Source organism: Aquitalea sp. FG25 (assembly GCF_057809375.1).
Window position 1 is genome coordinate 1 of the sequence record NZ_JBMDJV010000018.1, and the last position, 22,044, is coordinate 22,044.

The following is a 22,044-nucleotide window of genomic DNA, read 5'->3' on the forward strand; positions in this document are numbered from 1 at the left end:
GCGGCGTTGTGACGTTGGCTGAAGGGTAGGTGAGGTGTTGAACAACAAGGGCTGCTGCGGCAGCCCTTTTGTTATGCCTGATCAATAGCGAATGAATTGTGACATTATTTTTATTCGTATTTTTTCGGTTGTGAAAATAATGAAAAAACAACAGGATAGATCACTTCGCGTGAAGATATTCTTGGCTTGCCTTTGTCTTTATCTGCAACGATAATCGCCCCCATCATGCAGGAGAGAGTGGCCAATCGCGGCCACCGCCGAAGGCGCAAGCGCACCCGCAATCGCTCAGGCAAAAGGACTGCATCATCGGATATCACGTATCTGCTTTACTCTGGAGAGCGCTGCCCGCGTAGGCAGCCACCGAAGGGGCTAACGGCGGCTGAAAACGCCCGCCGGAAAATCTCAGGTGTCAGGACAGAGGGGTGTTGTACCAAGACAGGCAAAACACCCCCTTTGCAAGGACGCACAGATGACGGCCCCGAAACGTACCCCCCTGTTTGACGCTCATGTCGCCGCCGGCGCCAAGATGGTTGATTTCGCCGGTTGGGAAATGCCCATCCATTACGGCTCCCAGCTGAAGGAACATGAGATCGTGCGCAGCGACGCCGGCATGTTCGATGTGTCCCATATGACGGTCATCGACATCAGCGGTGCCGATGCCAAAGCCTGGCTGCAACAGCTGATTGCCAACGATGTGGCCAAGCTGCCCTTCGAAGGCAAGGCGCTGTATTCCGGCATGCTGACCGAAGACGGCACCGTGGTGGACGACCTGATTGTCTACCTGACGTCCTACGGCTACCGCATGGTGGTGAATGCCGGTACCACCGATAAAGACCTGGCCTGGATGGACAGCCACAAGGCCGGTTTTGATGTCTCCCTCAATGTGCGTCGCGACCTGGCCATGCTGGCCGTGCAAGGCCCCAATGCCATTGCCAAGGTCTGTGCGGTCAAGCCGCAACTGGCCGACGCCATTCAATCACTCAAGGTATTCCAGGGCTTGCCTGCAGGCGACTGGTTCTTTGCCCGAACCGGCTATACCGGTGAGGACGGCCTGGAAATCATGATTCCGGCCGCTGAAGCCATCAACTTCTTCAATCAGCTGGTAGCCGCTGGCGTGGCCCCCATCGGCCTGGGCGCGCGTGACACCCTGCGCCTGGAAGCTGGTATGAATCTGTACGGCCACGATATGGACGAAACCGTGTCCCCGCTGCAAGCCGGCATGGGCTGGACCATTGCCTGGGAACCGGCCAGCCGTGACTTTATCGGCCGCAAGGCACTGGAAGCCCAAAAGGCCGCCGGTGTGCCGATGAAGCAGGTGGGCCTGGTGCTGGAAGGCCGTGGCGTGCTGCGTGAAGGCCAGAAAGTGGTGGTGGAAGGCGTGGGTGAGGGCATTATCACCAGCGGCACCTTCTCGCCCACCCTCAAGCACTCCATCGCCATTGCCCGTGTACCGGCTGCAACCGGTGCCGACGCACAGGTGGATTTGCGTGGTACGCTCACCGCTGTCCGCGTGGTGAAGATGCCGTTCGTGCGCAACGGCAAGAAAGTTTTCGAATAACAGCGAGCCGGAATACAGCTAGCCAGCCCTTGTCGCTGGCTTGCCGTTTCCCGCTCCAGTAACGGTTCAACCAATCCGAGGAGATTCAATCCATGAGCAATATCCCTGCCGAACTGAAATACGTTGCCAGCCACGAATGGCTGCGTCTGGAAGCCGACGGTTCCGTTACCGTAGGCATTACCGAACATGCACAAGAGCTGCTGGGCGACATCGTGTTTGTCGAGCTGCCGAAAGTGGGTGCCAAGCTGGCTGCTGAAGAACAAGCCGGTGTGGTGGAATCGGTAAAAGCCGCTTCCGACGTATACGCTCCGATCGCCGGTGAAGTGCTGGAAGTGAACGCCGAACTGGAAGCCGCGCCCGAACTGGCCAACAGCGAGCCCTATGGCGCTGGCTGGTTCTTCAAGATCAAGCCGGCCAATGCCGCTGATCTGGACAGCCTGCTGGATGCCGCTGGCTACGCCAAGGAAATCGGCGCCTGATTGCACGTTGTAAAAGCCTCGTGATGCTGACCATCGCGGGGCTTTTTCACTTTCAGAACCCGCTCAATATCTGCTGCGCTTCGGCGATACTGCGTTAAAAACATCTTCGGAATGCTCATTTACTCTGTGTAAATTCCGCTTCCTCAGCCGTTTTCGCCTTGTCTCGCTCTAGCTCGCTAGATCTTGAATGGATTCTCTGGTTCTGCTCTTCATTACCGGACACCCACCATGACTCTTGCTTCCCTGTTTAATCGAAACGAATTCATTGCCCGCCATATCGGGCCTTCCGATGCCGAGCGCAGCGAGATGCTGGCCGAAATCGGTGCTGCCTCGCTGGACGATCTGGTGGCCCAGACCCTGCCGGCCGACATTCGCCTGAACCGTGCGCTGGATCTGCCGTCCCCGGTGCCGGAAGCCGAAGCCCTGGCTGCGCTCAAAGATGTGGCCAGCCGCAACATCGTCAACAAGTCTTTCATCGGCCTGGGTTACTACCCGGTGCTGACCCCCACCGTCATCCTGCGCAATGTGCTGGAAAATCCGGGCTGGTATACCGCTTACACCCCGTACCAGGCTGAAATCGCCCAGGGTCGTCTGGAAGCACTGCTGAACTACCAGCAAATGGTGATGGACCTGACCGGTCTGGAAATGGCCAATGCCTCGCTGCTGGACGAAGCCACTGCCGCCGCTGAAGCCATGGCCATGGCGCGCCGCGTGTCCAAGAGCAAGTCCGAGCAGTTCTTTGTCGACAGCCGCGTACTGCCGCAAACCCTGGACGTGATGAAGACCCGTGCCAAGTACTTCGGTTTCGAGCTGGTTTCCGGCCATCCGGAACAGGCTGGCAATGGCGACTACTTCGGCGCGCTGTTCCAGTATCCGGGCGAAGCGGGCGACCTGTTCGACCTGACCCCCTACATTGCCGCCGTCAAGGCCAAGGGTGGTGTGGCCGTGGTGGCTGCCGACATCATGGCGCTGGTGGCACTGAAGTCCCCGGCCGAAATGGGCGCTGACGTGGCCATTGGCAACACCCAGCGCTTTGGCGTGCCGATGGGCTATGGTGGCCCGCACGCTGCCTACTTTGCCTTCAAGGATGAAATGAAGCGCTCGGCGCCGGGCCGCATCATCGGTGTGTCGGTGGATGCCAAGGGCAAGACCGCGCTGCGCATGGCGCTGCAAACCCGCGAGCAGCACATCCGCCGCGAAAAGGCCAACTCCAATATCTGTACCAGCCAGGTACTGCTGGCTAATATCGCCGGCATGTACGCGGTGTACCACGGTGCCGAAGGCGTCAAGCGCATTGCCAGCCGCATCCACCGTCTGGCTGCCATCTTTGCCCATGCGGTGAAGAGCGCCGGTGGCAAGCTGGTATTCGACCGTTTCTACGACACGGTACAGGTGGAAGCGGCCAATGCCGACGCCATCTACGCCGCCGCCCTGGCTGCCGGTTACAACCTGCGTCGCGTGTCCGCCACCGTGCTGGGCGTGGCCTTCCATGAAGCCGCCACCGAGGCTGATCTGGCCGCGCTGATCAAGCTGTTCACCGGCAAGGATGCCGACATCGCTGCGCTGGATGCTGCCGCTGCCGATGCCATCCCGGCCGGCCTCAAGCGTGAATCCGCCTTCTTCACCCACCCGGTGTTCAACACCCACCACAGCGAGCACGAGATGCTGCGCTACCTGAAGAAGCTGGAAAACCGCGACCTGGCGATGAATCACTCGATGATTTCGCTGGGCAGCTGCACCATGAAGCTGAATGCCACCAGCGAGATGATTCCCATCACCTGGCCGGAATTCGCCAATATGCACCCGTTTGCCCCGCGCGATCAGGCTGCCGGTTACCTGCAACTGATTGACGACCTGCAAACCCAGCTGAAAGCCATCACCGGTTTTGACGCCATCTCCATGCAGCCCAACTCCGGCGCGCAGGGCGAGTACGCTGGCCTGCTGGCCATCAGCCGCTATCACGAAGCGCGTGGTGAAGCTCAGCGCAATATCTGCCTGATTCCGCAATCCGCCCACGGTACCAACCCGGCTACCGCGCAGATGATGAATATGCAGGTAGTGGTGGTGAAGTGTGATGAATCCGGCAACGTCGACGTGGCCGACCTCAAGGCCAAGGCCGAGCAGCATTCTGCCAACCTGGCGGCACTGATGATTACCTATCCGTCCACCCACGGTGTGTTTGAACAACCGATCCGCGAAATCTGCGACATCATTCACAGCCATGGTGGCCAGGTGTATATGGACGGTGCCAACCTGAATGCCCAGGTAGGCCTGTGCCGTCCGGCCGATATCGGTGCCGACGTGTCGCACATGAACCTGCACAAGACCTTCTGCATCCCGCACGGCGGTGGCGGCCCGGGCATGGGTCCCATCGGCCTGAAAGCGCATCTGGCCCCGTTCATGGCCAACCACGTGGTGGCTGAAGTGCCGGGCGCGGTGGCCGGTCAGACTGCGGTGTCCGCTGCGCCGTTCGGCTCGGCTTCCATCCTGCCCATCTCCTTCATGTATATCCGCATGATGGGTGCCGAGGGCATGAAGGCCGCCACCGAAAACGCATTGCTGTCCGCCAACTACATGGCCAAGAAGCTGGGTGAGCACTTCCCGGTGCTGTATACCGGTGCCAATGGCCGTGTGGCACATGAGTGCATCATCGACCTGCGTCCGCTCAAGGCCGCCAGTGGCGTGACCGAAGTGGACGTGGCCAAGCGCCTGATGGACTACGGCTTCCACGCCCCGACCATGAGCTTCCCGGTGCCGGGCACGCTGATGATCGAGCCGACCGAATCCGAACCCAAGGCCGAACTGGACCGCTTCATCGCTGCCATGACCGCCATCCGTCAGGAAATCGACCAGGTGCAGAACGGCACATGGCCGGCAGATAACAACCCGCTGCGCAATGCACCGCACAGCAAGGCTGACATCGCTGGCGACTGGGAGCGTCCGTACAGCCGTGAAACCGGCCTGTTCCCGCTGCCGTATGTGCTGGAGAACAAGTTCTGGCCGAGCGTGAACCGTATCGACGACGTATACGGCGACCGAAATCTGGTGTGCAGCTGCCCCAGCACGGATAGCTATCTGTAAGCCAGCACCATGTCGGCATCAGTCTGCCAGCTGGCGGGACTGATACTGCACACCGTGACCATAACCCCCGTCTTGGACGGGGGTTTTCTTTTTTATACCGATGTTTGCGATGGAGCAAAGACTCTAATTGGGAGTGCGCCCTATAGTGGCCGTTACGCTGCCCACGGTGAATATTGCCCAAATTATGAGCAGTCATTAAAGAAATAAGATTTATTTTAAGCTAAAAGCTTAAAAAACGATGGAGGATTGCTAGAATGACCGGCTCATTGATGGCACTCAGCTGATGGAAGCATTGTCATGGCAGCTCAATTCATATTGGGATAGGTCGAAAGTCGATATGAAGCACGATGCAGTACCTTTCCCCACGGAAACCATGGCGCGCTTTGCCTTGCTGGAAAAGCTGCGCCATCCGGTATGGGTGTTTGATATCGATGAGCGGCGCGTGTTCTGGGCCAACCAGCATGCCCTGGCAGTGTGGGAGGCGGAAAGCCTGGAAGCCTTGTGTGCCCGCGATATGGGGCTGGATATGTCCGATTCGGTTTCGCGCCGCTTGCTGCAGTACCAAAGCGACTTCATCAGCCATGACATGGCATTTTCCGAGACCTGGACACTCTACCCGAACGGCCACCCGCGTAGCTTGCAAGTGGTATTCAGCGGCCTGCGCCATCAGGGGCGCATGCTGATGCTATGTGAAGCGCTGGGTGAATTGCAGGCTGATCCGGACACCCTGCGCAGTGCCGAAGCGCTGCTGCACTCTCCCGTCTTCATCACGCTGTACCAGGCCGATGGCCAACCCCTGTATCGCAACCCCAGCGCGCGCAAGCATGTGCTGGACCCAGCCGAATGCTGGCAATCACGCTTTGTCGATCCGGCGGATCTGGCCGCGCTGCAGCAACAGCTGGGCGAGCATGGCCGAGGACGGCTGGTGGCACGGGTGCTCACCCGGCAGGGCGAGCGCTGGCATGAAGTATCAGCCCGCCATTGCCAGGATGCGGCTACCGGTCAGAACGCCCTGTTGGTCAGTGAGATGGATGTCAGCGAACTGAAGGAGGCTGAGGCACGCGCCAGCCATCTGGCCATGCATGACATCCTGACCGGCCTGCCCAACCGCAACTTCGTACAGCAGAATTACCCGGCCTTGCTACAGCAGGCCCGCGAACAAGGGCTGGAAGTTGCCTTGCTGTGTATTGATCTGGATCGATTCAAGAATGTCAATGACAGTCTGGGTCATGGTTTTGGCGACTTGCTGCTGGTGCAGATGAGCGAGCGTTTGAAAACCCTGCTGCAGCCCGGTCAGCAACTGGCCCGGCAGGGCGGGGACGAATTTTTGCTGTTGCTGTGCGCACCACAGGTCAAGGACGAGGCAGCCCGATTGGCGGCGGATATTGTTGAGACGCTGGCACGGCCACTGTGGCTGCACGGCCAGGACGTGCAACTGACAGCCTCGGTGGGCATCAGCCTGTGTGCCGATGGTGCCGACGATGTACAAAGCCACATGCGCCACGCGGATCTGGCCATGTACAGCGCCAAGGAGGCCGGGCGCAATGGCATCCATTTTTATGATGAGGCAATGGATGCCCGCGCCCGTTCGCGCCTGGCGCTGGAGTACGAGATTCGCCGTGGCCTGGAAAATGGCGAGTTTGAAGCCTTCTATCAGCCGCGTGTCGACTGCTTTAGTGGCGACATCGTTGGTGCCGAGGCGCTGGCACGCTGGCGGCATCCAGAACGAGGGCTGTTGTTTCCGGACAGTTTCATTCCGGCTTGCGAAGAAAGCGGCCTGATTCGCGAGCTGGACCGGCAAATTCTGGCCCAGGTTGCCAGCCAGCTGGTGCGCTGGCAACGGCAGGGCAGGTCCTTGCAAGTATCGGTAAATCTGTCAGCCAGTCAGTTTGCCGACCCGGAGTTGCCCGCTAGCTTGCAACAGATTCTGCAGGACAGCACATGCTCCGCTGCCAGCATCGAGCTGGAAATCACCGAGTCCCTGCTGCTGGGGCACGACCAGCATACAATGGACACCCTGGCCTCACTGCAGGCCATGGGTTTTGCCATTGCCATCGACGATTTTGGCACCGGTTATTCCAACCTGGCCTATCTGCAAAACTACCCGCTCAATACCCTCAAGATCGACCGTTCCTTTATTTCCGGCCTGCCGCAACGTTCGGCTATCCCAGAGCTGATCACCAGCTTGTGCCGCATTCTGAAGCTGGCCATGGTGGCCGAAGGGGTGGAAACCCACGCCCAACTGGACTGGCTGCGCCAGCAAGGTTGCCAGCAGTATCAGGGTTATCTGTGCAGCCGACCGTTGTCGCTGCGGCATTTCAACGAATTGCTGGAACACAGCATCGCAACGGTCTGAGCCTGGCAGTCTGCAATACCGGTTGAAACAGCAAGGCGAATAAGCTTAGCGGGAATGTGTCATTCTATTTTTCCGCATCTTCCCTTAAGCTGATGCCCAGCCGGGGCCCCGCATGATGACGGCCTTCCCCCGCACGGAGACCAAGATGAATCTACGCCCCCTGTTGCCAGCATTGCTGCTGGCCAGCCCGCTGGTGCTGGCTGCCAAGCCGCTTACCGTTTGTACCGATGCCAATCCTGAAGGCTTTGACGTGGTGCAGTACAACTCGCTGGTCACCACCAATGCCTCGGCCGACGTGCTGATGAACCGGCTGGTGGAATACGATGCCTCCGCGCATAAACTGCTGCCCGGCCTGGCCAGCAGCTGGCAGGTGAGCGCCGATGGCCTCAGCTACACCTTCAAGCTGCGTCCGGGCGTGGCTTTTCACAGCACCGATTACTTCAAGCCTACGCGCAAACTGAATGCCGACGACGTGGTGTTCAGTTTTCAGCGCATGCTCAACCCGGAACACCCCTGGTACAAAACCGCCGCCAATGGCTATCCGCATGCCCAGTCCATGCAGCTGCCCAAGCTGATCAAGGCGGTCAGCAAGGTGGACGACAACACCGTGCGCTTTGAGCTGAACTATCCGGAAGCCACCTTCCTGTCCACGCTCAGCATGGGCTTTGCTTCCATTTACTCTGCCGAATACGCCGCGCAGTTGCAGGCTGCCGGCAAGCAGGCCGAACTCAACAGCAAGCCCATCGGCACCGGGCCCTTTGTGTTCCGCAGCTTCCAGAAAGACAGCGTTGTGCGTTACCAGCCCAACCCGGCTTACTGGGGTGGCAAACCCAAGGTGGCGGCACTGGTGTATGCCATTACGCCCGATGCCACGGTGCGGGTACAAAAGCTGAAAGCCGGTGAGTGCCAGCTGGCCTTGTCCGCCAAGCCGCAAGACGTACTGGCGGTGCAGGGCGACAGCAAGATCCGCGTGCTGTCCACGCCGGCTTTCATGACAGCCTTTGTCGCCATCAACAGCCAGCACAAGCCCTTTGATAATGTGCTGGTACGCCAGGCGGTGAACCTAGCCTTCGACAAGACCTCCTATCTGAAAACCGTGTTCGATGGCACGGCCACGGCCGCCACGCTGCCTTATCCACCCAATACCTGGAGCTATAACAAGAGCGTAAAGCCCTACCCGCAAGACCTGACCCGCGCGAAAAAACTGCTGGCGCAGGCGGGTTTCTCCAATGGTTTTGATACCACGCTGTGGGTGCGCCCCAGCGGCAGCACGCTTAACCCCAATCCCAAGGCCGGGGCCGAACTGCTCCAGGCCGATCTGGCCAAAGTGGGCATTCGGGCGCAGATCAAGGTGATCGAGTGGGGCGAGCTGATCAAGCGCGGCAAGGCTGGCGAGCATGATCTCTTGTTCATGGGCTGGGCCGGGGATAATGGCGACCCGGACAACTTCCTCACCCCGCAGTTTTCCTGCGCGGCAGTACAGTCCGGTACCAACTTTGCCCGCTACTGCAACCCGAAACTGGACAAGCTGATTAGCGACGGCAAGAAAACCAGCGACTTTGCCCAGCGCAGCAAGCTGTACCTGCAGGCGCAAAAGCTGATCAGCGATCAGGCCCTGTGGCTGCCGCTGGCTCACCCCACCGCCTATGTGCTGGAGCGCAAGGAAGTAACCGGTTTTGTGGCCAACCCGTTTGGCCGGGTTAACTTTGCCACGGTAAACGTGCAGTAGACCCTTGCTGTCGGCAAGGATGACAAAGGCAGCCTGGTGCTGCCTTTTTGTATGTTCAGGCCGCTGGATTGGTGCGCGGGATGCTGGCAAGGGCCGCTTGCGGTATTATGGGCGGGTGTTTGTCGATCACAGACGCAGCGGGTAGCGGAAGGTTGCATTCCGCCAGCTTGCACCGGGGAAAGAAACCTGCCATGAGTCGCAAAGAAAGCAAAAGTCCAACCTTCGACCGCATTGTCGAAGCCAGCTTGCAGCTGTTCAACCAGCAGGGCGAGCGCAGCGTCACGACCAACCATATCGCGCGCTATCTGAATATCAGTACCGGCAATCTGTATTATCACTTTGCCTGCAAGGAAGACATCATCAACGAGCTGTACCGGCGCTACGCCAAGGGGATGGCCGATTACCTGAGCGCGGCCGGTGAGCTAAGCGTGGCCACGTCCATCGAAGGACTGGTGAGCCTGCTGGATAAGGTGCTGCAGCATTTGTGGACATTCCGTTTTATTCCGCAAAGCATTTCCAGCCTGTTTTCTGTCAATCAGTCGCTGCGGGAAAGCTATAGCAAGATCGAAGCCGGGCTGATCAGCCGTGGCGTGGAAAAGTTGTTCTTCAAGCTGCGCGATCAGGGCATGCTGGAAGGCGACGACGTACAGATCGGCTTTCTGGCGCGCAATTTCCAGCTGTTGCAAACCGGCTGGATTGCCCGCCCCGACATTGCCAAATGCCCGCAAGAAGCGCAAACCGTAGCACGCGAAGGCTGCCTGAGCCTGCTGTACTTCCTGGCTCCTTATGTTTCCAGCCGTTTTCGCCAGCCGTTTGAACGTGTACTGGCCGGCATGGCCCCCGGCCAATCCTTGCCTGCGATCTAGTCCTTCCTTCTTCACGGCCTTGTCCGTCTGGCCGGTGCTTGCTGCACCGGCCATTTGCATTTTCATGCCGGTTTTTGCATAAGCTTTGCAGGAAATCCGGCTTGGCTTCTTTCCCTGCTGACGGTATGGTTAGTGCGATATGCAACAGGCGTAAAGCCACAGGAGAGAAGAAGATGAAACTGGAAACCCTGGCCGTGCACGGCGGCTACAGCCCGGACCCCACCACCAAGGCGGTGGCGGTGCCGCTGTATCAAACCACCAGCTATGCCTTTGACAGCACCCAGCACGGTGCAGACCTGTTTGACCTCAAGGTGCAGGGCAATATCTACACCCGCATCATGAACCCCACCACCGATGTGCTGGAAAAGCGCGTGGCTGCGCTGGAAGGCGGCATTGGTGCATTGGCGGTGGCATCCGGCATGGCCGCCATCAGCTACGCCATCCAGACCATTGCCGAGGCGGGTGACAACATCATTGCCACCAGCACGCTGTATGGCGGTACTTATAATCTGTTTGCCCACACCTTCCCGCAGCTGGGCATAGAAGTACGTTTCATCGACTACAAGGACCCGGCCTCCATCAGCAAGCTGGTGGATGGCAAAACCAAGGCGGTGTTCTGCGAATCCGTAGGTAACCCGCTGGGCAATGTGGTGGACTTTGCCGCCTTCGCCGCAGAAGCCCACCAGCACGGCCTGCCGCTGATTGTGGACAATACCGTGCCGTCTCCCTATCTGTGCCGCCCCTTCGAGCATGGCGCGGATATCGTGGTGCACAGCCTCACCAAATACCTGGGCGGTCACGGCACCAGCATCGGTGGCATTATTGTCGATTCCGGCAAATTCCCTTGGGGTGAACATAAAGAGCGTTTTGTGCGCCTGAATACGCCGGATGTCAGCTACCACGGCGTCAACTATGTCGAGGCACTGGGCCCGGCAGCTTATATCGCCCGTGCCCGCGTGGTGCCGCTGCGCAATATGGGTGCTGCCATCTCGCCGTTTAATGCCTTCCTGATCCTGCAGGGCATCGAAACCCTGGCGCTGCGCCTGGATCGTATCTGCGACAACGCGCTGAAAGTGGCCGAGCGTTTGCAGGCGCATCCGTCGGTGGAGTGGGTGGAGTATGGCGCACTGCCGGGCAGCCCCAGCAAGCCGCTGGTGGACAAATATATGGGTGGCCGCGCATCGGGCATTCTGTCCTTCGGCATCAAGGGCGGTATCGAGGCGGGTGGCCGCTTTATCGATGCGCTGCAACTGGTGACCCGGCTGGTGAATATTGGCGATGCCAAGAGCCTGGCTTGCCACCCGGCGTCCACCACCCACCGCCAGCTGTCGCCGCAAGAGCAGCTCAAGGCTGGTGTGCGTCCGGAGCTGATCCGCCTGTCCATCGGCATCGAGCATATCGACGACATCCTGGCCGATGTGGATCAGGCGCTGCAGGCTGCTGCCAGCTAGGTATTGCATTGCTGCGGGTAGGGAAAACAAGAAAGGCTGCCCTGAGGCAGCCTTTTTCGATGCGGGAGGGTGCTAGCGGCGGTGTACCACTTGCGGGTTTTGACCATTGGGCAGGTGGTGGTGCCACTTGCCGTTGATGAACTCCAGCACAAAGCGCTTGGCGCGCTCGGCATGGTCCAGCTCACCGTGCGGAGCAATATTGCTCAGGTGCACCGGATGTCCCAGCTTGTGCGCCAGCTCTTCGGTATCGACAAAAATCAGCGGTTGATTGGGAAAGCTGGGTTCGCTCACCGTTTCACGCGACAGCAGGGTGAGCTGCAGGTGGTGCTGATCGTGCTGGATGAATTCGAACAGCTCGTCCACCGCAGCTTCCTCGCCCTCCAGCATTTGCAGGAAATCCTTGTTCATCAGCAATAACAGGCTGTTGATGCCCAGGCGCTGGTTGCGCGCACGGTAGCTATCCAGCAGGCCGTGTAGTTCCTGCACCGCATAGGCAGGATTGAGGGCGCTGGAATAAATCAGGCGGATCATGGCGGTCTCCTGGCGCTATGGCGCTCTTGTGCTTGCTGTGATTGTCGGTGCTCTGGTTCATCTTCATCCGGCGCAGTCTGGTTGGCGTATGTGATGACCAGCATCTGGTGAGCCTGGCTGGATTCATGATAAGTGGAATTGCCTTGTCATGCATCATGCATTGAGCGCAGCGTCAGTCGGCGCTGCCACCATGCAGCCAGGCCAGGAAGCTGAGCAGCGCTGCCAGCGCGTGTAGCCAGGCCCGCCAGCGATAGCTGCTGGCCACGCGCTGCGGGGGGAGCGTGTTGATCAGGAAGGGTTTGCCGTCTTCTGGCTGGCGCACATGCAAAGTAGCGGGGGTGTCGGCCAATTGCTGGTGTAGCTGGCGCACCTCGCGCTCGGCGGCGGCACGTACCAGCAGCCATTCCTGCTCGCTGATCTGGCCGCTACCATCCAGATCAAAGCGGCGCAGCAAGGCCGGCTGGTCCTGCTTCCACTCGCTCAGTTTGGCGCCAACATCCTGGCGGAAGGCTTGTTGATCGGGGCGCGTGCCGCCATGACTGTGCAGTTGGCCCAGTACGTAGAGCGGGTCACCTTCGTCTATCCATTCCTCTACCAGTGTTTCCTTTCCCTCCTGCCAACTTTCGCGGTGTGGTGACTGTACTTCGGCACCTTCGGGATGAATGACGACCGTCTGTTTGCCATCCTGCAGTACAAAAGACTGATCACTACATTCCGGGACTGACAAGAGGCTGGCACTATCCAGGGACAGCGGATCAAGGGTACGACCGGCGCCGATGGCCTGGCGGTCATTGCGGTAGCGCCAGCAGCGGTACCAGACACAGCGCCGGCCCGAGTAGGGACTGTAGTTGACGGTACTGTCGTGATTGGCGGCTATGCCATAGAGTTCGACATGGCCAAGCGCGGCAGATGCCGCACGGGCGGTGGGGGTGTCGGCAATCAGCCGGTAGCGGCGGTAGTTCAGCCACCAGCCAATCAGTCCGCAGGCCAGCATGGCGGGAAGAATGGCGTGATGGAAAGCCGGTAAACCCAGTTTGAGCCCGGCGATGCCCAGCAACAGGTAGAGGCCAAATGCCATCCAGCCATTGCGTGTCCATTGCCAGCTTAGCCACTGCTGCATGGCTTAACCTTGGCGGAACAGCTGCGCCAGATCGACATCGCGCTTTTCGGCTGCGCTGAACTGCAGGGCGCGGGCGGGCGCAAAGTTGAACAGGCGGGCAATCAGCACATCGGGAAACTGCTCGATGCGCACATTGTTGAGGTTGACGGCATCGTTATATAGCTCGCGCCGGTCGGCAATGGTGTCTTCCAGCTGGCTGATGCGCTCGGCCAGATGGGCAAATTGCTGGTCGGCCTTCAGTTCCGGGTAGGCCTCGGCCACGGCCAGCACCTGGCCGATCAGCCCGCGCAGTTTGCCCTCCTCGTGGCCCAGCCCTTCCATATTGCGGCTTTGGGCATACTGCGCCACGGCTGAGCGTGCTTCCATCACCCGGCTGAGGGTTTGCTGTTCGAACTGGGCATATTGCTTGCACACCTCCACCAGCTTGGGTAGTTCGTCGTGGCGCTGCTTGAGCAGCACGTCGATATTGGCCCAGCTGCGCGCCACGGCATGCTTGAGATTAACCAGGGCGTTATACAGGGTGACAAAATACAGCAGGACAATGGCGATGACGCCAAAGAAGATCACCAGCTTCATGGTGGGGACTCCCCGAGACTGCCGTGGTGGCAGGTAAAATACTGTTAAGCAGGATTATTCTAACGGCATCGTCAGACATGCTGCTAGCGGTGTCAAGAAAGAGGATGGGTAATGCAGGAACTGAACATCATCGGAGTCGGAAAGCTGGGACGTACGCTGGGGCGGCTGGCGACTGTCAGCGGCAAGTACCGGGTGCAGGCCTGCCTGGCGCGCAGCATGGCCTCGGCACAGACTGCGGTGGGTTTTATCGGAGACGGGCAGGCCTGTAGTCAACTGGCAGCCTTGCCGCCTGCGCATTTGGTTTTGCTGTCGGTGCCGGATGATGCCATTGCGTCCACCGCCCATGCCCTGGCTGACAGTGGGGTGGTACCGCCGGGCACGGTGGTGTTTCATGCCAGCGGTGCGGCGGAGGCGGAAATACTGGCACCCTTGCGTGCAGTGGGAGCGCATATCGCCAGCCTGCATCCGGCGTTTTCCTTTGCCGATCCGGCTCGGGCGGTTGAGCAATTCGCTGGCACCCTGTGCGCGCTGGAGGGGGATGCGGCAGCGCTGCCCTTGTTGCAGGACTTTGCCGCAGCCATCGGTGCGCGCCCGTTTGCGCTGGCCCCTGGTGGCAAGGCGGCTTACCACGCGGCCTTGTCGGTGGCATCCAATTATCTGGTCACGCTAACCGACATCGCCCGTCAGTTGGCTTTGCAAGGCGGGGTGGATGAGGCGCTGTTGTCAGCCTTGCTGGGGCCGCTGATGCAGGGCAGTCTGGCCAATGCGCTGAGCATGGGGCCGCAGCAGGCACTGACCGGGCCGATTGTACGTGGCGATGCGGCGACGGTGGCGCGCCATCTGGCGGTATTGCCGCCGGACTTGCAGCCGGTCTACCGGACGCTGGGCGAGCGCACGGTGGCGCTGGCGGGAGCGCGTCTGCCTGCTGACGCCCGGCCAACGCTGCTGGCCTTATTGCGCGACTGAATCACTCTCTGGCGCTGCCACCTTGAACACCTGGCGCAGATAGGCCAGGAAGGTGGCATCGCTGCACATGGTCTTGCCCGGGCTGTCGGATAATTTGGCCACCGGCTGGCCGTTGCAGCTCACCAGCTTCAGCACAATCTGCAGCGGCTCCAGCCCCATGTCATTGGTAAAGTGAGTGCCAATGCCAAAGCTCACCTGAATGTGCGGGCTGTAGCGGCGGTGCAGTTCCAGCGCCTTGTCCACGCTCAGGCCATCGCTGAAGGTGAGCATCTTGGTGGCAGGATCGATACGCAGCTTGCGATAATGGGCAATGGCCTTGTCTGCCCATTCAATCGGGTCGCCACTGTCGTGGCGCAGGCCATCAAACAGCTTGGCAAAGTACAAGTCGAAATCCGCCAGGAAGGCGTCCATGCACACCACGTCGGTGAGCGCGATGCCCAGGTCTCCACGGTATTCCTGTACCCAGGCTTCCAGCGCCGCATTCTGGAAGTCACGCAGCCGCACGCCCAATGCCTGGAAGGCCTGGAAGAATTCGTGCGCCATGGTGCCGATGGGGGTGATGCCCAGCTTCCAGGCCAGCCAGACATTGCTGGTGCCACGGAAAATCTTGGGCAGGGCGGCATTGAGTTGTTCCACCACCTGCTGCTGCCATTCGCGGCTGAAACGGCGGCGGGTGCCAAAATCGGAAATCAGTAGCGGAAAACGCTGGCTGGCACTTTCTTCCGCCTCGAAACGTAGCAGGGTGGCAATCTTGGCATCCAGCCGGCGCTGGCCTTCCTCACGCACTTGTGGGGTGTCCAGGCGGCGGAAGTACAGCTCGTTGACGATGGCCAGCACGAAAATCTCGAAGAACATGGCCTGCACCAGCGGCCCTTCGATATGAATGGTCAGGGCATCGCCGTCACACTGCACCCGAATGAAGCGGCGCTGCAGGTGAAACAGTTCCAGATAATCGACAAAATCGCTCTTGATGAAGCGCAGGCTGCGCAGATAGGCCAGTTCCGGCTGGGTAAACTGCAGCTGGCACAGCCAGTCCAGCTGCGCTTCCAGCTCCTTGTGCAGCTGCGACAGCGGAAAGTCAGGCTGGTTGCGGCAGCGGAAGGCATATTGCCCGTAAGCCGCCGGAAACTGGTGCAAGATGGCCTGCAGCATGGTGAACTTGTACAGGTCGGTATCCAGCAAGGAGTGAATCAGCGGCGGCAGCTTGGGCATGGGGTGGTCTCTCAGGCAGCGTGCAGGATGAAAATGGCCGGGCGCTTGTGGAAGTCCGGCGCGTTTTGCGGCCAGTCCTTTACCTGGCGGCTGACGATGGTTTCTGTCGGCAGGGTCAGGTCGCAAGCCACGGCCAGCCGGGTGCTGGGGGCCAGTGTCTCACGCAATTGCTGCAGCAGCGCATTGTTGCGGTACGGTGTTTCAATGAACACCTGGGTTTCATTGCGCTGACGCGAGCGTTGTTCCAGCTCCTTTACCAGTTTGGCCTTTTCGGTGGCATCTACCGGCAGATAGCCATGAAAGGCAAAGCACTGGCCATTGGCCCCGGAGGCCATCAGCGCCAGCAAAATGGAAGAAGGGCCGATCAGCGGTGCCACGCGGATGCCGCGCTCGTGCGCCAGTGCCACCAGTTGCGCGCCGGGGTCGGCTACTGCCGGGCAGCCGGCTTCGGAAATCAGACCCACGTCTTCACCGTCCAACAACGGTGTCAGCAGGGCGGCAACATCGGCAGGCTTGGTGTGTTCGTTGAGCGTGCTCATCGCCAGCTCGCGGATGGGCGTGGTCACGCCCAGCGCTTTCAGATGCTTGCGCGCGGTTTTTTCCGCCTCCACCACAAAGTGGCGGATATGCAGCACTTTGGCTGCCTCGGCTGCGGGCAGCCAGGCAATGTTTTCGTCGCCCAGCGGGGCAGGGATGAGAAACAGGGTTCCGGCCATTACAGTATCTCCACACCTTCAGTGTTCAGCATGCTGATCAGCTTGAACAGCGGCACGCCGATCAGGGCATTGGGGTCGTCCGACTCCACTTTTTCCAGCAGCGCGCCACCCAGGCCCTCGCTCTTGGCGCTGCCGGCGCAGTGCAGGGCGTCTGGTTCGCGTGTCAGATAATTGCGGATTTGCTGCTCGGTGAGTTGACGCAGGGTGACGTGGGTAATGCCCACGGTTTCCTGCAAGCGCCCGCTGGCGCTGTTGTATAGTGCCAACGCCGAATGAAACACCACGGTGCGGCCACTCATCCATTGCAGCATGGCCACGCCGTTTTCAAACGAGCCGGGTTTGCCGATTTGCTGGCCATCCAGCAGGGCCACCTGGTCGGAGCCGATGATCAAGGCATGCGGGTAGTCAGCCGCCAGCGACTGGGCTTTGCTGCGTGCCAGGCGCACGGCGGTGTCCAGCGCGCTTTCGTCCGGCAGCGGGGTTTCGTCGCAAACGGGCGGTACGGCAGTGAAGGGGAGGCCCAGGCGGGCGATGATTTCCTGCCGGTAGCGGGAGGTGGAAGCCAGGATGATCTGCATGGTGGTATTGCTTGATTATTTTGACAAATCAGGGAGGCGGATTATATCATGCTGGGTTTATGTCTAACCCGATTTTGATCGACCCGCTCAAGTTCGCCCGTGAGGGCCGCGTGCTGACCGGCAAACTGCCCGTTAGCGCCCTGGACGAGCGTGTGCACAGCGACCTGTCCGACACCTCCGGTTTGGTGGAATACACCCTGGAAGGTTTTCGTGATGGTTCGTCCCGCCTTTCCCTGCGCCTGCAGGTGAAAGCCAGTGTCTCGGTAAGCTGCCAGCGTTGTCTGGACGTGATGCCGTTCGAGGTGAATACCGATTCGGTGCTTACCTTGTTCACCCGGCAGGAAAAGCTGGATGAAGCCTGCGAGCTGGACGAAACGCTGGATGCCATTCTCGCGCCGGAAGAGCTTGATGTGGTGGCAATGATCGAAGACGAAATCATCATGGGCTTGCCGCACTCGACGAAACACGACGAATGCGGTTCGGAAGCTCTGACACGTGCCAAGGCTGACAAGCCCAATCCGTTTGCGGTGCTGGCCACGTTGAAGACCTCCAAGTCTTGAGTTATCAATACACGCGATTTTCCTAGGAGTCGAACATGGCTGTTCAACAGAACAAAAAGTCCCCGTCCAAGCGCGGCATGCATCGTGCACACGATTTTCTGACCGCTCCGTCGCTGGCTAGCGAGCCGACGACCGGTGAAACCCACCTGCGTCACCACATCAGCCCGAACGGCTTCTACCGTGGTCGCAAGGTCGTTAAGACCAAAGGCGAATAATTCGTCCTTTCTCACCCAATACTTACCGTTTGTATAAAAACAGGTAGGTTTCACTACCGTACACGTTGATGACTATCACCGTCGCGGTTGATGCAATGGGCGGTGACGTTGGCCTCAAGGTCACCGTCCCAGCATCGATCCAATTCCTGCAAGACCATCCCAACACCAATCTGATTCTTGTCGGAGACCAGGCAGCCATTGAGGCTGAATTGTCCCGCCATCCGGGTGTTGCGCGTTCGCGCGTCCGTATCCAGCATGCCACCCAGGTGGTAGGCATGGACGAGTCGCCGCAGCTCGCCCTGAAGAACAAGAAAGATTCGTCGATGCGGGTGGCGATCAATCTCGTGAAGGAAGGCGAGGCGCAAGCCGCCGTGTCTGCCGGCAATACCGGCGCACTGATGGCAACCGCACGCTTCGTTCTCAAGACCATCCCGGGCATCGAACGACCGGCCATCGCCAAGATGATGCCATCCGTCAAGGGCAGCACCTGCATGCTGGACCTGGGCGCTAACGTCGATTGCACACCAGAACAACTCATGCAGTTCGGCATCATGGGCTCGGAGCTGGTTTCCAGCATCACCGGCAATGCCAATCCGCGTGTCGGACTGCTCAATATCGGCTCGGAAGACATCAAGGGTAACGACAGCGTCAAGCGCGCTGGCGAATTCCTGCGGCAGTCCGAGCTGAACTTCATCGGTAATGTCGAAGGTAATGACGTCTACAAAGGCACGGTAGATGTGGTAGTCTGCGACGGTTTTACCGGCAATGTGGCGCTCAAGTCGGCTGAGGGGCTGGCGCACATGATTGCCTCTTTCCTGCGGCAGGAATTCACCCGCAATTGGTGGACCCGCCTGTGTGCGCTGGCAGCCATGCCGGTGCTCAATCAGTTCCGCAAACGTGTCGACCCGCGTCGTTACAACGGTGCCAGCTTGCTGGGCCTGCGTGGCATCGTGGTGAAAAGTCATGGTGGAACCGATGCCGTGGGATTCCGTTTCGCGCTGGAACAGGCTTGCGAGGAAGCCGGCTCCGACGTGATTGGTCATATCACCGACCGGGTTGCACACCAATTAAACAACCTCAAGCAAGCCGAGCCGGAAGCGAACTGATTAATACATGGCCCATTCCCGCATTCTAGGCACTGGCAGCTATCTGCCATCCAATGTGCTCACGAATGCGATGCTGGCCGAGCGCGTGGAAACCAGTGACGAGTGGATTGTCTCGCGCACTGGTATTCATGCCCGCCACATCGTGTCCGATGAAGAAACCACCAGCGATCTGGCGCTGAAGGCAGCAGAAGCTGCCATCCAGAGCGCTGGCATCGACAAGGCCGAGATCGATCTGATCATCGTTGCCACCACCACGCCCGACATGATTTTCCCCAGCACCGCCTGCCTGTTGCAGGAAAAGCTGGGTATTCACGGTTGCGCTGCATTCGACGTGCAGGCGGTTTGTGCCGGCTTCATGTTTGCCCTCACCACGGCGCACAACTACATCAAGGGCGGTATGGCCAGCAAAGTGCTGGTTGTCGGTGCCGAAGTGATGTCGCGGGTGATGGACTGGGAAGACCGTCGCACCTGCGTGCTGTTTGGCGATGGCGCCGGTGCCGTGGTACTGGGTGCCTCGGATGAGCCGGGCATCTTGCATGCCAAGCTGGCTGCCGATGGCCGCTACAAGGATATTCTCAATACCCCGGCGCAGATTTCCGGCGGCAAGATCCAGGGCATTCCCTTCTTGCACATGGACGGCCCGGCGGTGTTCAAGTTTGCCGTCAAGGCATTGTCCGACATTGCTGCCAGCACCCTGGCCGAAGCGGGTGTGGATAAATCGCAAGTCGACTGGCTGGTGCCGCATCAGGCCAATTTGCGCATTATCGAATCCACGGCCAAGCATCTGGGCATGTCGATGGAGCGGGTGATCGTGACATTGCCACAACAGGGCAATACCTCGGCGGCATCCATTCCGCTGGCGCTGGATCACGCGGTGCGCGATGGCCGTATCCAGCGCGGCCAGACCATTCTGCTGGAAGGCATCGGCGGTGGTTTTGCCTGGGGTGCTGTGCTGCTGAAGTACTGATTCTTAGCGACGGAAGTCTGGCCGGTATCATGCAAGGTCATGCACTAAGATAACGCCCATTTACATGGGCGTTTGATCTGACTGCTTGGCAGTACGGTCTGATTACCTCATGCTTCCGTCGATTATTATTCCGTCGAAATTGCGGAGACTATCTATGGCGTTTGCCTTTCTCTTTCCCGGTCAGGGCTCGCAAAGCCTGAAAATGATGGACGGCTTTGCCGACCTGCCGGTGGTCAAGCATACCTTCGAAGAAGCCTCCACCGCGCTGGGCGTGGATCTGTGGGCCATGCTGCAGGCTGACAGTGCCGAGGCCATCAATGCCACGGTCAATACCCAGCCCATCATGCTGGCTGCCGGTGTGGCCACTTATCTGGCCTGGCAGGATGTCAGCGGCCAGCAACCTGCTGTGGTTGCCGGTCACAGCCTGGGCGAATACACCGCCCTGGTGGCTGCCGGTGCGCTGCCGTTTGCCGAAGCGGTAAAACTGGTGCGCCTGCGTGCCGAAGCCATGCAGAATGCCGTACCGGCCGGGCAGGGTGCCATGGCCGCCATCCTGAACCTGTCGGACGATGAAGTCCGTGCCGCCTGCGCCGAAGCGGCCAATGGCGACGTGGTGGAAGCCGTTAATTACAACTCGCCGGGCCAGGTGGTGATTGCCGGTAGCAAAGCTGCTGTCGAGCGCGCCATGGAGGCCTGCAAGGCCCGTGGTGCCAAGCGTGCGCTGCCGCTGCCAGTGTCGGTGCCTTCGCACTGCGCGCTGATGAAGCCGGCCGGCATGCAACTGGCCGAGGCCCTGCTGCAAGTACATATCAATACCCCGGCCATTCCGGTGCTGCACAATGCCGACGTGGCCAGCTATAGCGACGCGGCGGATATCCGCGACGCACTGGTGCGCCAGCTGTACAGCCCGGTGCGCTGGACCGAAACCATCCAGAAGCTGGCTGCCGACGGCATCGTCAGCATGGCCGAGTGTGGCCCTGGCAAGGTGCTGGCGGGTCTTGCCAAGCGCATCGACGGCAACGTCAAGTGCCTGGCACTGACCGATGCTGCCGCGCTGCAAGCGGCCAAGGCCGAGCTGCAATGATACTCAGCCGCCAGCCTGCGTTGTGGGCGGCTGGTGGCTGGTGATGTACACAACAAGGAGACATCCTCAATGAGTCTGCAAGGCAAAGTAGCCCTGGTTACTGGCGCTTCGCGCGGCATTGGCGCAGCCATTGCCGATGCGCTGCAAGCCGAGGGCGCCATTGTCATTGGTACCGCGACTTCCGAGTCCGGTGCTGCTGCCATCAATGAACGTCTGGCTGCCAATGGTGGTGCCGGTCGCGTGTTGAACGTAACCGAAGACGGTGCCATCGAAGCGCTGGTGGATGCCATCGACAAGGAATTCGGCGCGGTGGCCATTCTGGTCAATAATGCCGGTATTACCCGCGACGGCCTGTTGATGCGCATGAAGGACGACGACTGGGATGCCATCATGGATACCAACCTGAAGTCGGTATTCAAGGCATCCAAGGCGGTACTGCGCGGCATGATGAAGGCCCGTTGGGGGCGTATTATCAACATCGCTTCGGTGGTGGGTGCAACCGGTAACCCCGGTCAAACCAACTACGCAGCGGCCAAAGCCGGTATCATGGGCTTCACCAAGTCCATGGCACGGGAAGTCGGCAGCCGTAACATTACGGTAAACTGTGTGGCACCGGGCTTTATCGACACCGATATGACCCGTGCCCTGCCGGAAGAACAGCGCACCGCACTGGTAGGCCAGATTTCCCTGGGCCGCCTGGGCGATGCCAAGGATATTGCTGATGCAACCGCCTTCCTGGCATCGGATCGTGCGGCCTACATAACCGGCCAAACACTGCATGTCAATGGCGGCATGTTCATGCCTTAACTGGTCCTGTCGAACAAAAGACAAGATTTAGGTGGGCTGCTCTAATTTTTTTTTGTAGAATACACGGGTTTTGTGATCCCGAATCA

The 22,044-nt window shown here is 59.6% G+C and carries 20 protein-coding genes and 2 riboswitches; of the genes, 14 read left to right on the plus strand and 6 right to left on the minus strand.

What is annotated here, in order from left to right:
- Positions 1–218 precede the first annotated feature (218 nt).
- Positions 219–311, plus strand: a riboswitch (glycine riboswitch).
- A gap of 10 nt (positions 312–321) precedes the next feature.
- Positions 322–428: riboswitch (glycine riboswitch) on the plus strand.
- 41 nt (positions 429–469) lie between these two features.
- From gcvT to ACODR9_RS16080, 7 genes are all read left to right on the plus strand, one after another.
- Positions 470–1,558 (plus strand): glycine cleavage system aminomethyltransferase GcvT, encoded by a 1,089-nt coding sequence (gene gcvT / locus ACODR9_RS16050; protein ID WP_488810413.1) that lies wholly within the window; start codon positions 470–472, stop codon positions 1,556–1,558.
- 92 nt (positions 1,559–1,650) lie between these two features.
- A complete protein-coding gene (gene gcvH, locus ACODR9_RS16055) occupies positions 1,651–2,037 on the plus strand; it encodes a glycine cleavage system protein GcvH (protein WP_045846158.1) in 387 nt (128 codons plus the stop codon).
- Between the two features lie 228 nt (positions 2,038–2,265).
- Complete coding sequence (gene gcvP, locus ACODR9_RS16060; protein WP_488810414.1) at positions 2,266–5,118, plus strand: aminomethyl-transferring glycine dehydrogenase; 2,853 nt, start codon at positions 2,266–2,268, stop codon at positions 5,116–5,118.
- Positions 5,119–5,455: 337 nt separating this feature from the next.
- Positions 5,456–7,474 (plus strand): putative bifunctional diguanylate cyclase/phosphodiesterase, encoded by a 2,019-nt coding sequence (locus ACODR9_RS16065; protein ID WP_488810415.1) that lies wholly within the window; start codon positions 5,456–5,458, stop codon positions 7,472–7,474.
- Positions 7,475–7,619: 145 nt separating this feature from the next.
- Positions 7,620–9,203, plus strand: coding sequence for an ABC transporter substrate-binding protein (locus ACODR9_RS16070; RefSeq protein ID WP_488810416.1), 1,584 nt, complete (start codon positions 7,620–7,622; stop codon positions 9,201–9,203).
- A gap of 191 nt (positions 9,204–9,394) precedes the next feature.
- Positions 9,395–10,069, plus strand: a complete 675-nt coding sequence (locus ACODR9_RS16075; RefSeq protein ID WP_488810417.1) for a TetR/AcrR family transcriptional regulator — start codon at positions 9,395–9,397, stop codon at positions 10,067–10,069.
- 173 nt (positions 10,070–10,242) lie between these two features.
- On the plus strand, positions 10,243–11,520 hold the full coding sequence (locus ACODR9_RS16080; RefSeq protein WP_488810418.1) for an O-acetylhomoserine aminocarboxypropyltransferase/cysteine synthase family protein: 1,278 nt from the start codon (positions 10,243–10,245) through the stop codon (positions 11,518–11,520).
- 72 nt (positions 11,521–11,592) lie between these two features.
- Here ACODR9_RS16080 and ACODR9_RS16085 read toward each other — a convergent pair whose 3' ends face one another.
- The 3 genes from ACODR9_RS16085 to ACODR9_RS16095 all read right to left on the minus strand — a co-directional run bounded on the left by ACODR9_RS16085 (position 11,593) and on the right by ACODR9_RS16095 (position 13,747).
- Positions 11,593–12,051, minus strand: coding sequence for a BLUF domain-containing protein (locus tag ACODR9_RS16085; protein WP_488810419.1), 459 nt, complete (start codon positions 12,049–12,051; stop codon positions 11,593–11,595).
- Positions 12,052–12,223: 172 nt separating this feature from the next.
- On the minus strand, positions 12,224–13,171 hold the full coding sequence (locus ACODR9_RS16090; RefSeq protein WP_488810420.1) for a hypothetical protein: 948 nt from the start codon (positions 13,169–13,171) through the stop codon (positions 12,224–12,226).
- 3 nt (positions 13,172–13,174) lie between these two features.
- A complete protein-coding gene (locus ACODR9_RS16095; protein WP_488810421.1) occupies positions 13,175–13,747 on the minus strand; it encodes a LemA family protein in 573 nt (190 codons plus the stop codon).
- Positions 13,748–13,858: 111 nt separating this feature from the next.
- Between ACODR9_RS16095 and ACODR9_RS16100 the strand changes: the two genes are divergently transcribed.
- Complete coding sequence (locus ACODR9_RS16100) at positions 13,859–14,713, plus strand: Rossmann-like and DUF2520 domain-containing protein (protein ID WP_488810422.1); 855 nt, start codon at positions 13,859–13,861, stop codon at positions 14,711–14,713.
- Here the strand turns inward: ACODR9_RS16100 and pncB are convergent.
- From pncB to ACODR9_RS16115, 3 genes are read right to left on the minus strand one after another with little or no spacing between them, the layout of a single operon-like run.
- Positions 14,699–15,916, minus strand: a complete 1,218-nt coding sequence (pncB, locus tag ACODR9_RS16105) for a nicotinate phosphoribosyltransferase (RefSeq protein ID WP_488810506.1) — start codon at positions 15,914–15,916, stop codon at positions 14,699–14,701. The genes ACODR9_RS16100 and pncB overlap by 15 nt on opposite strands.
- Before the next feature lie 20 nt (positions 15,917–15,936).
- Positions 15,937–16,641, minus strand: coding sequence for an SAM-dependent methyltransferase (locus tag ACODR9_RS16110; protein WP_488810423.1), 705 nt, complete (start codon positions 16,639–16,641; stop codon positions 15,937–15,939).
- Entirely contained in the window at positions 16,641–17,219 is a 579-nt protein-coding gene (locus ACODR9_RS16115; protein ID WP_488810424.1) for a Maf family protein, read from the minus strand. The genes ACODR9_RS16110 and ACODR9_RS16115 overlap by 1 nt, the downstream gene beginning before the upstream one ends.
- A 59-nt stretch (positions 17,220–17,278) precedes the next feature.
- Between ACODR9_RS16115 and ACODR9_RS16120 the strand changes: the two genes are divergently transcribed.
- The 6 genes from ACODR9_RS16120 (at position 17,279) to fabG (ending at position 21,958) form a co-directional block, all read left to right on the plus strand.
- The gene (locus ACODR9_RS16120; RefSeq protein WP_488810425.1) at positions 17,279–17,779 is read left to right on the plus strand and encodes a YceD family protein; all 501 of its coding nucleotides are present in this window, start codon (positions 17,279–17,281) and stop codon (positions 17,777–17,779) included.
- Between the two features lie 35 nt (positions 17,780–17,814).
- Entirely contained in the window at positions 17,815–17,994 is a 180-nt protein-coding gene (gene rpmF, locus ACODR9_RS16125) for a 50S ribosomal protein L32 (RefSeq protein ID WP_103525193.1), read from the plus strand.
- 68 nt (positions 17,995–18,062) lie between these two features.
- Positions 18,063–19,100 (plus strand): phosphate acyltransferase PlsX, encoded by a 1,038-nt coding sequence (gene plsX / locus ACODR9_RS16130; protein WP_159875342.1) that lies wholly within the window; start codon positions 18,063–18,065, stop codon positions 19,098–19,100.
- Positions 19,101–19,107: 7 nt separating this feature from the next.
- The gene (locus ACODR9_RS16135; protein WP_488810426.1) at positions 19,108–20,067 is read left to right on the plus strand and encodes a beta-ketoacyl-ACP synthase III; all 960 of its coding nucleotides are present in this window, start codon (positions 19,108–19,110) and stop codon (positions 20,065–20,067) included.
- A gap of 154 nt (positions 20,068–20,221) precedes the next feature.
- Complete coding sequence (fabD, locus tag ACODR9_RS16140) at positions 20,222–21,151, plus strand: ACP S-malonyltransferase (protein WP_488810427.1); 930 nt, start codon at positions 20,222–20,224, stop codon at positions 21,149–21,151.
- 69 nt (positions 21,152–21,220) lie between these two features.
- The gene (fabG, locus tag ACODR9_RS16145; protein WP_488810428.1) at positions 21,221–21,958 is read left to right on the plus strand and encodes a 3-oxoacyl-ACP reductase FabG; all 738 of its coding nucleotides are present in this window, start codon (positions 21,221–21,223) and stop codon (positions 21,956–21,958) included.
- The last annotated feature ends 86 nt before the right edge of the window (positions 21,959–22,044 follow it).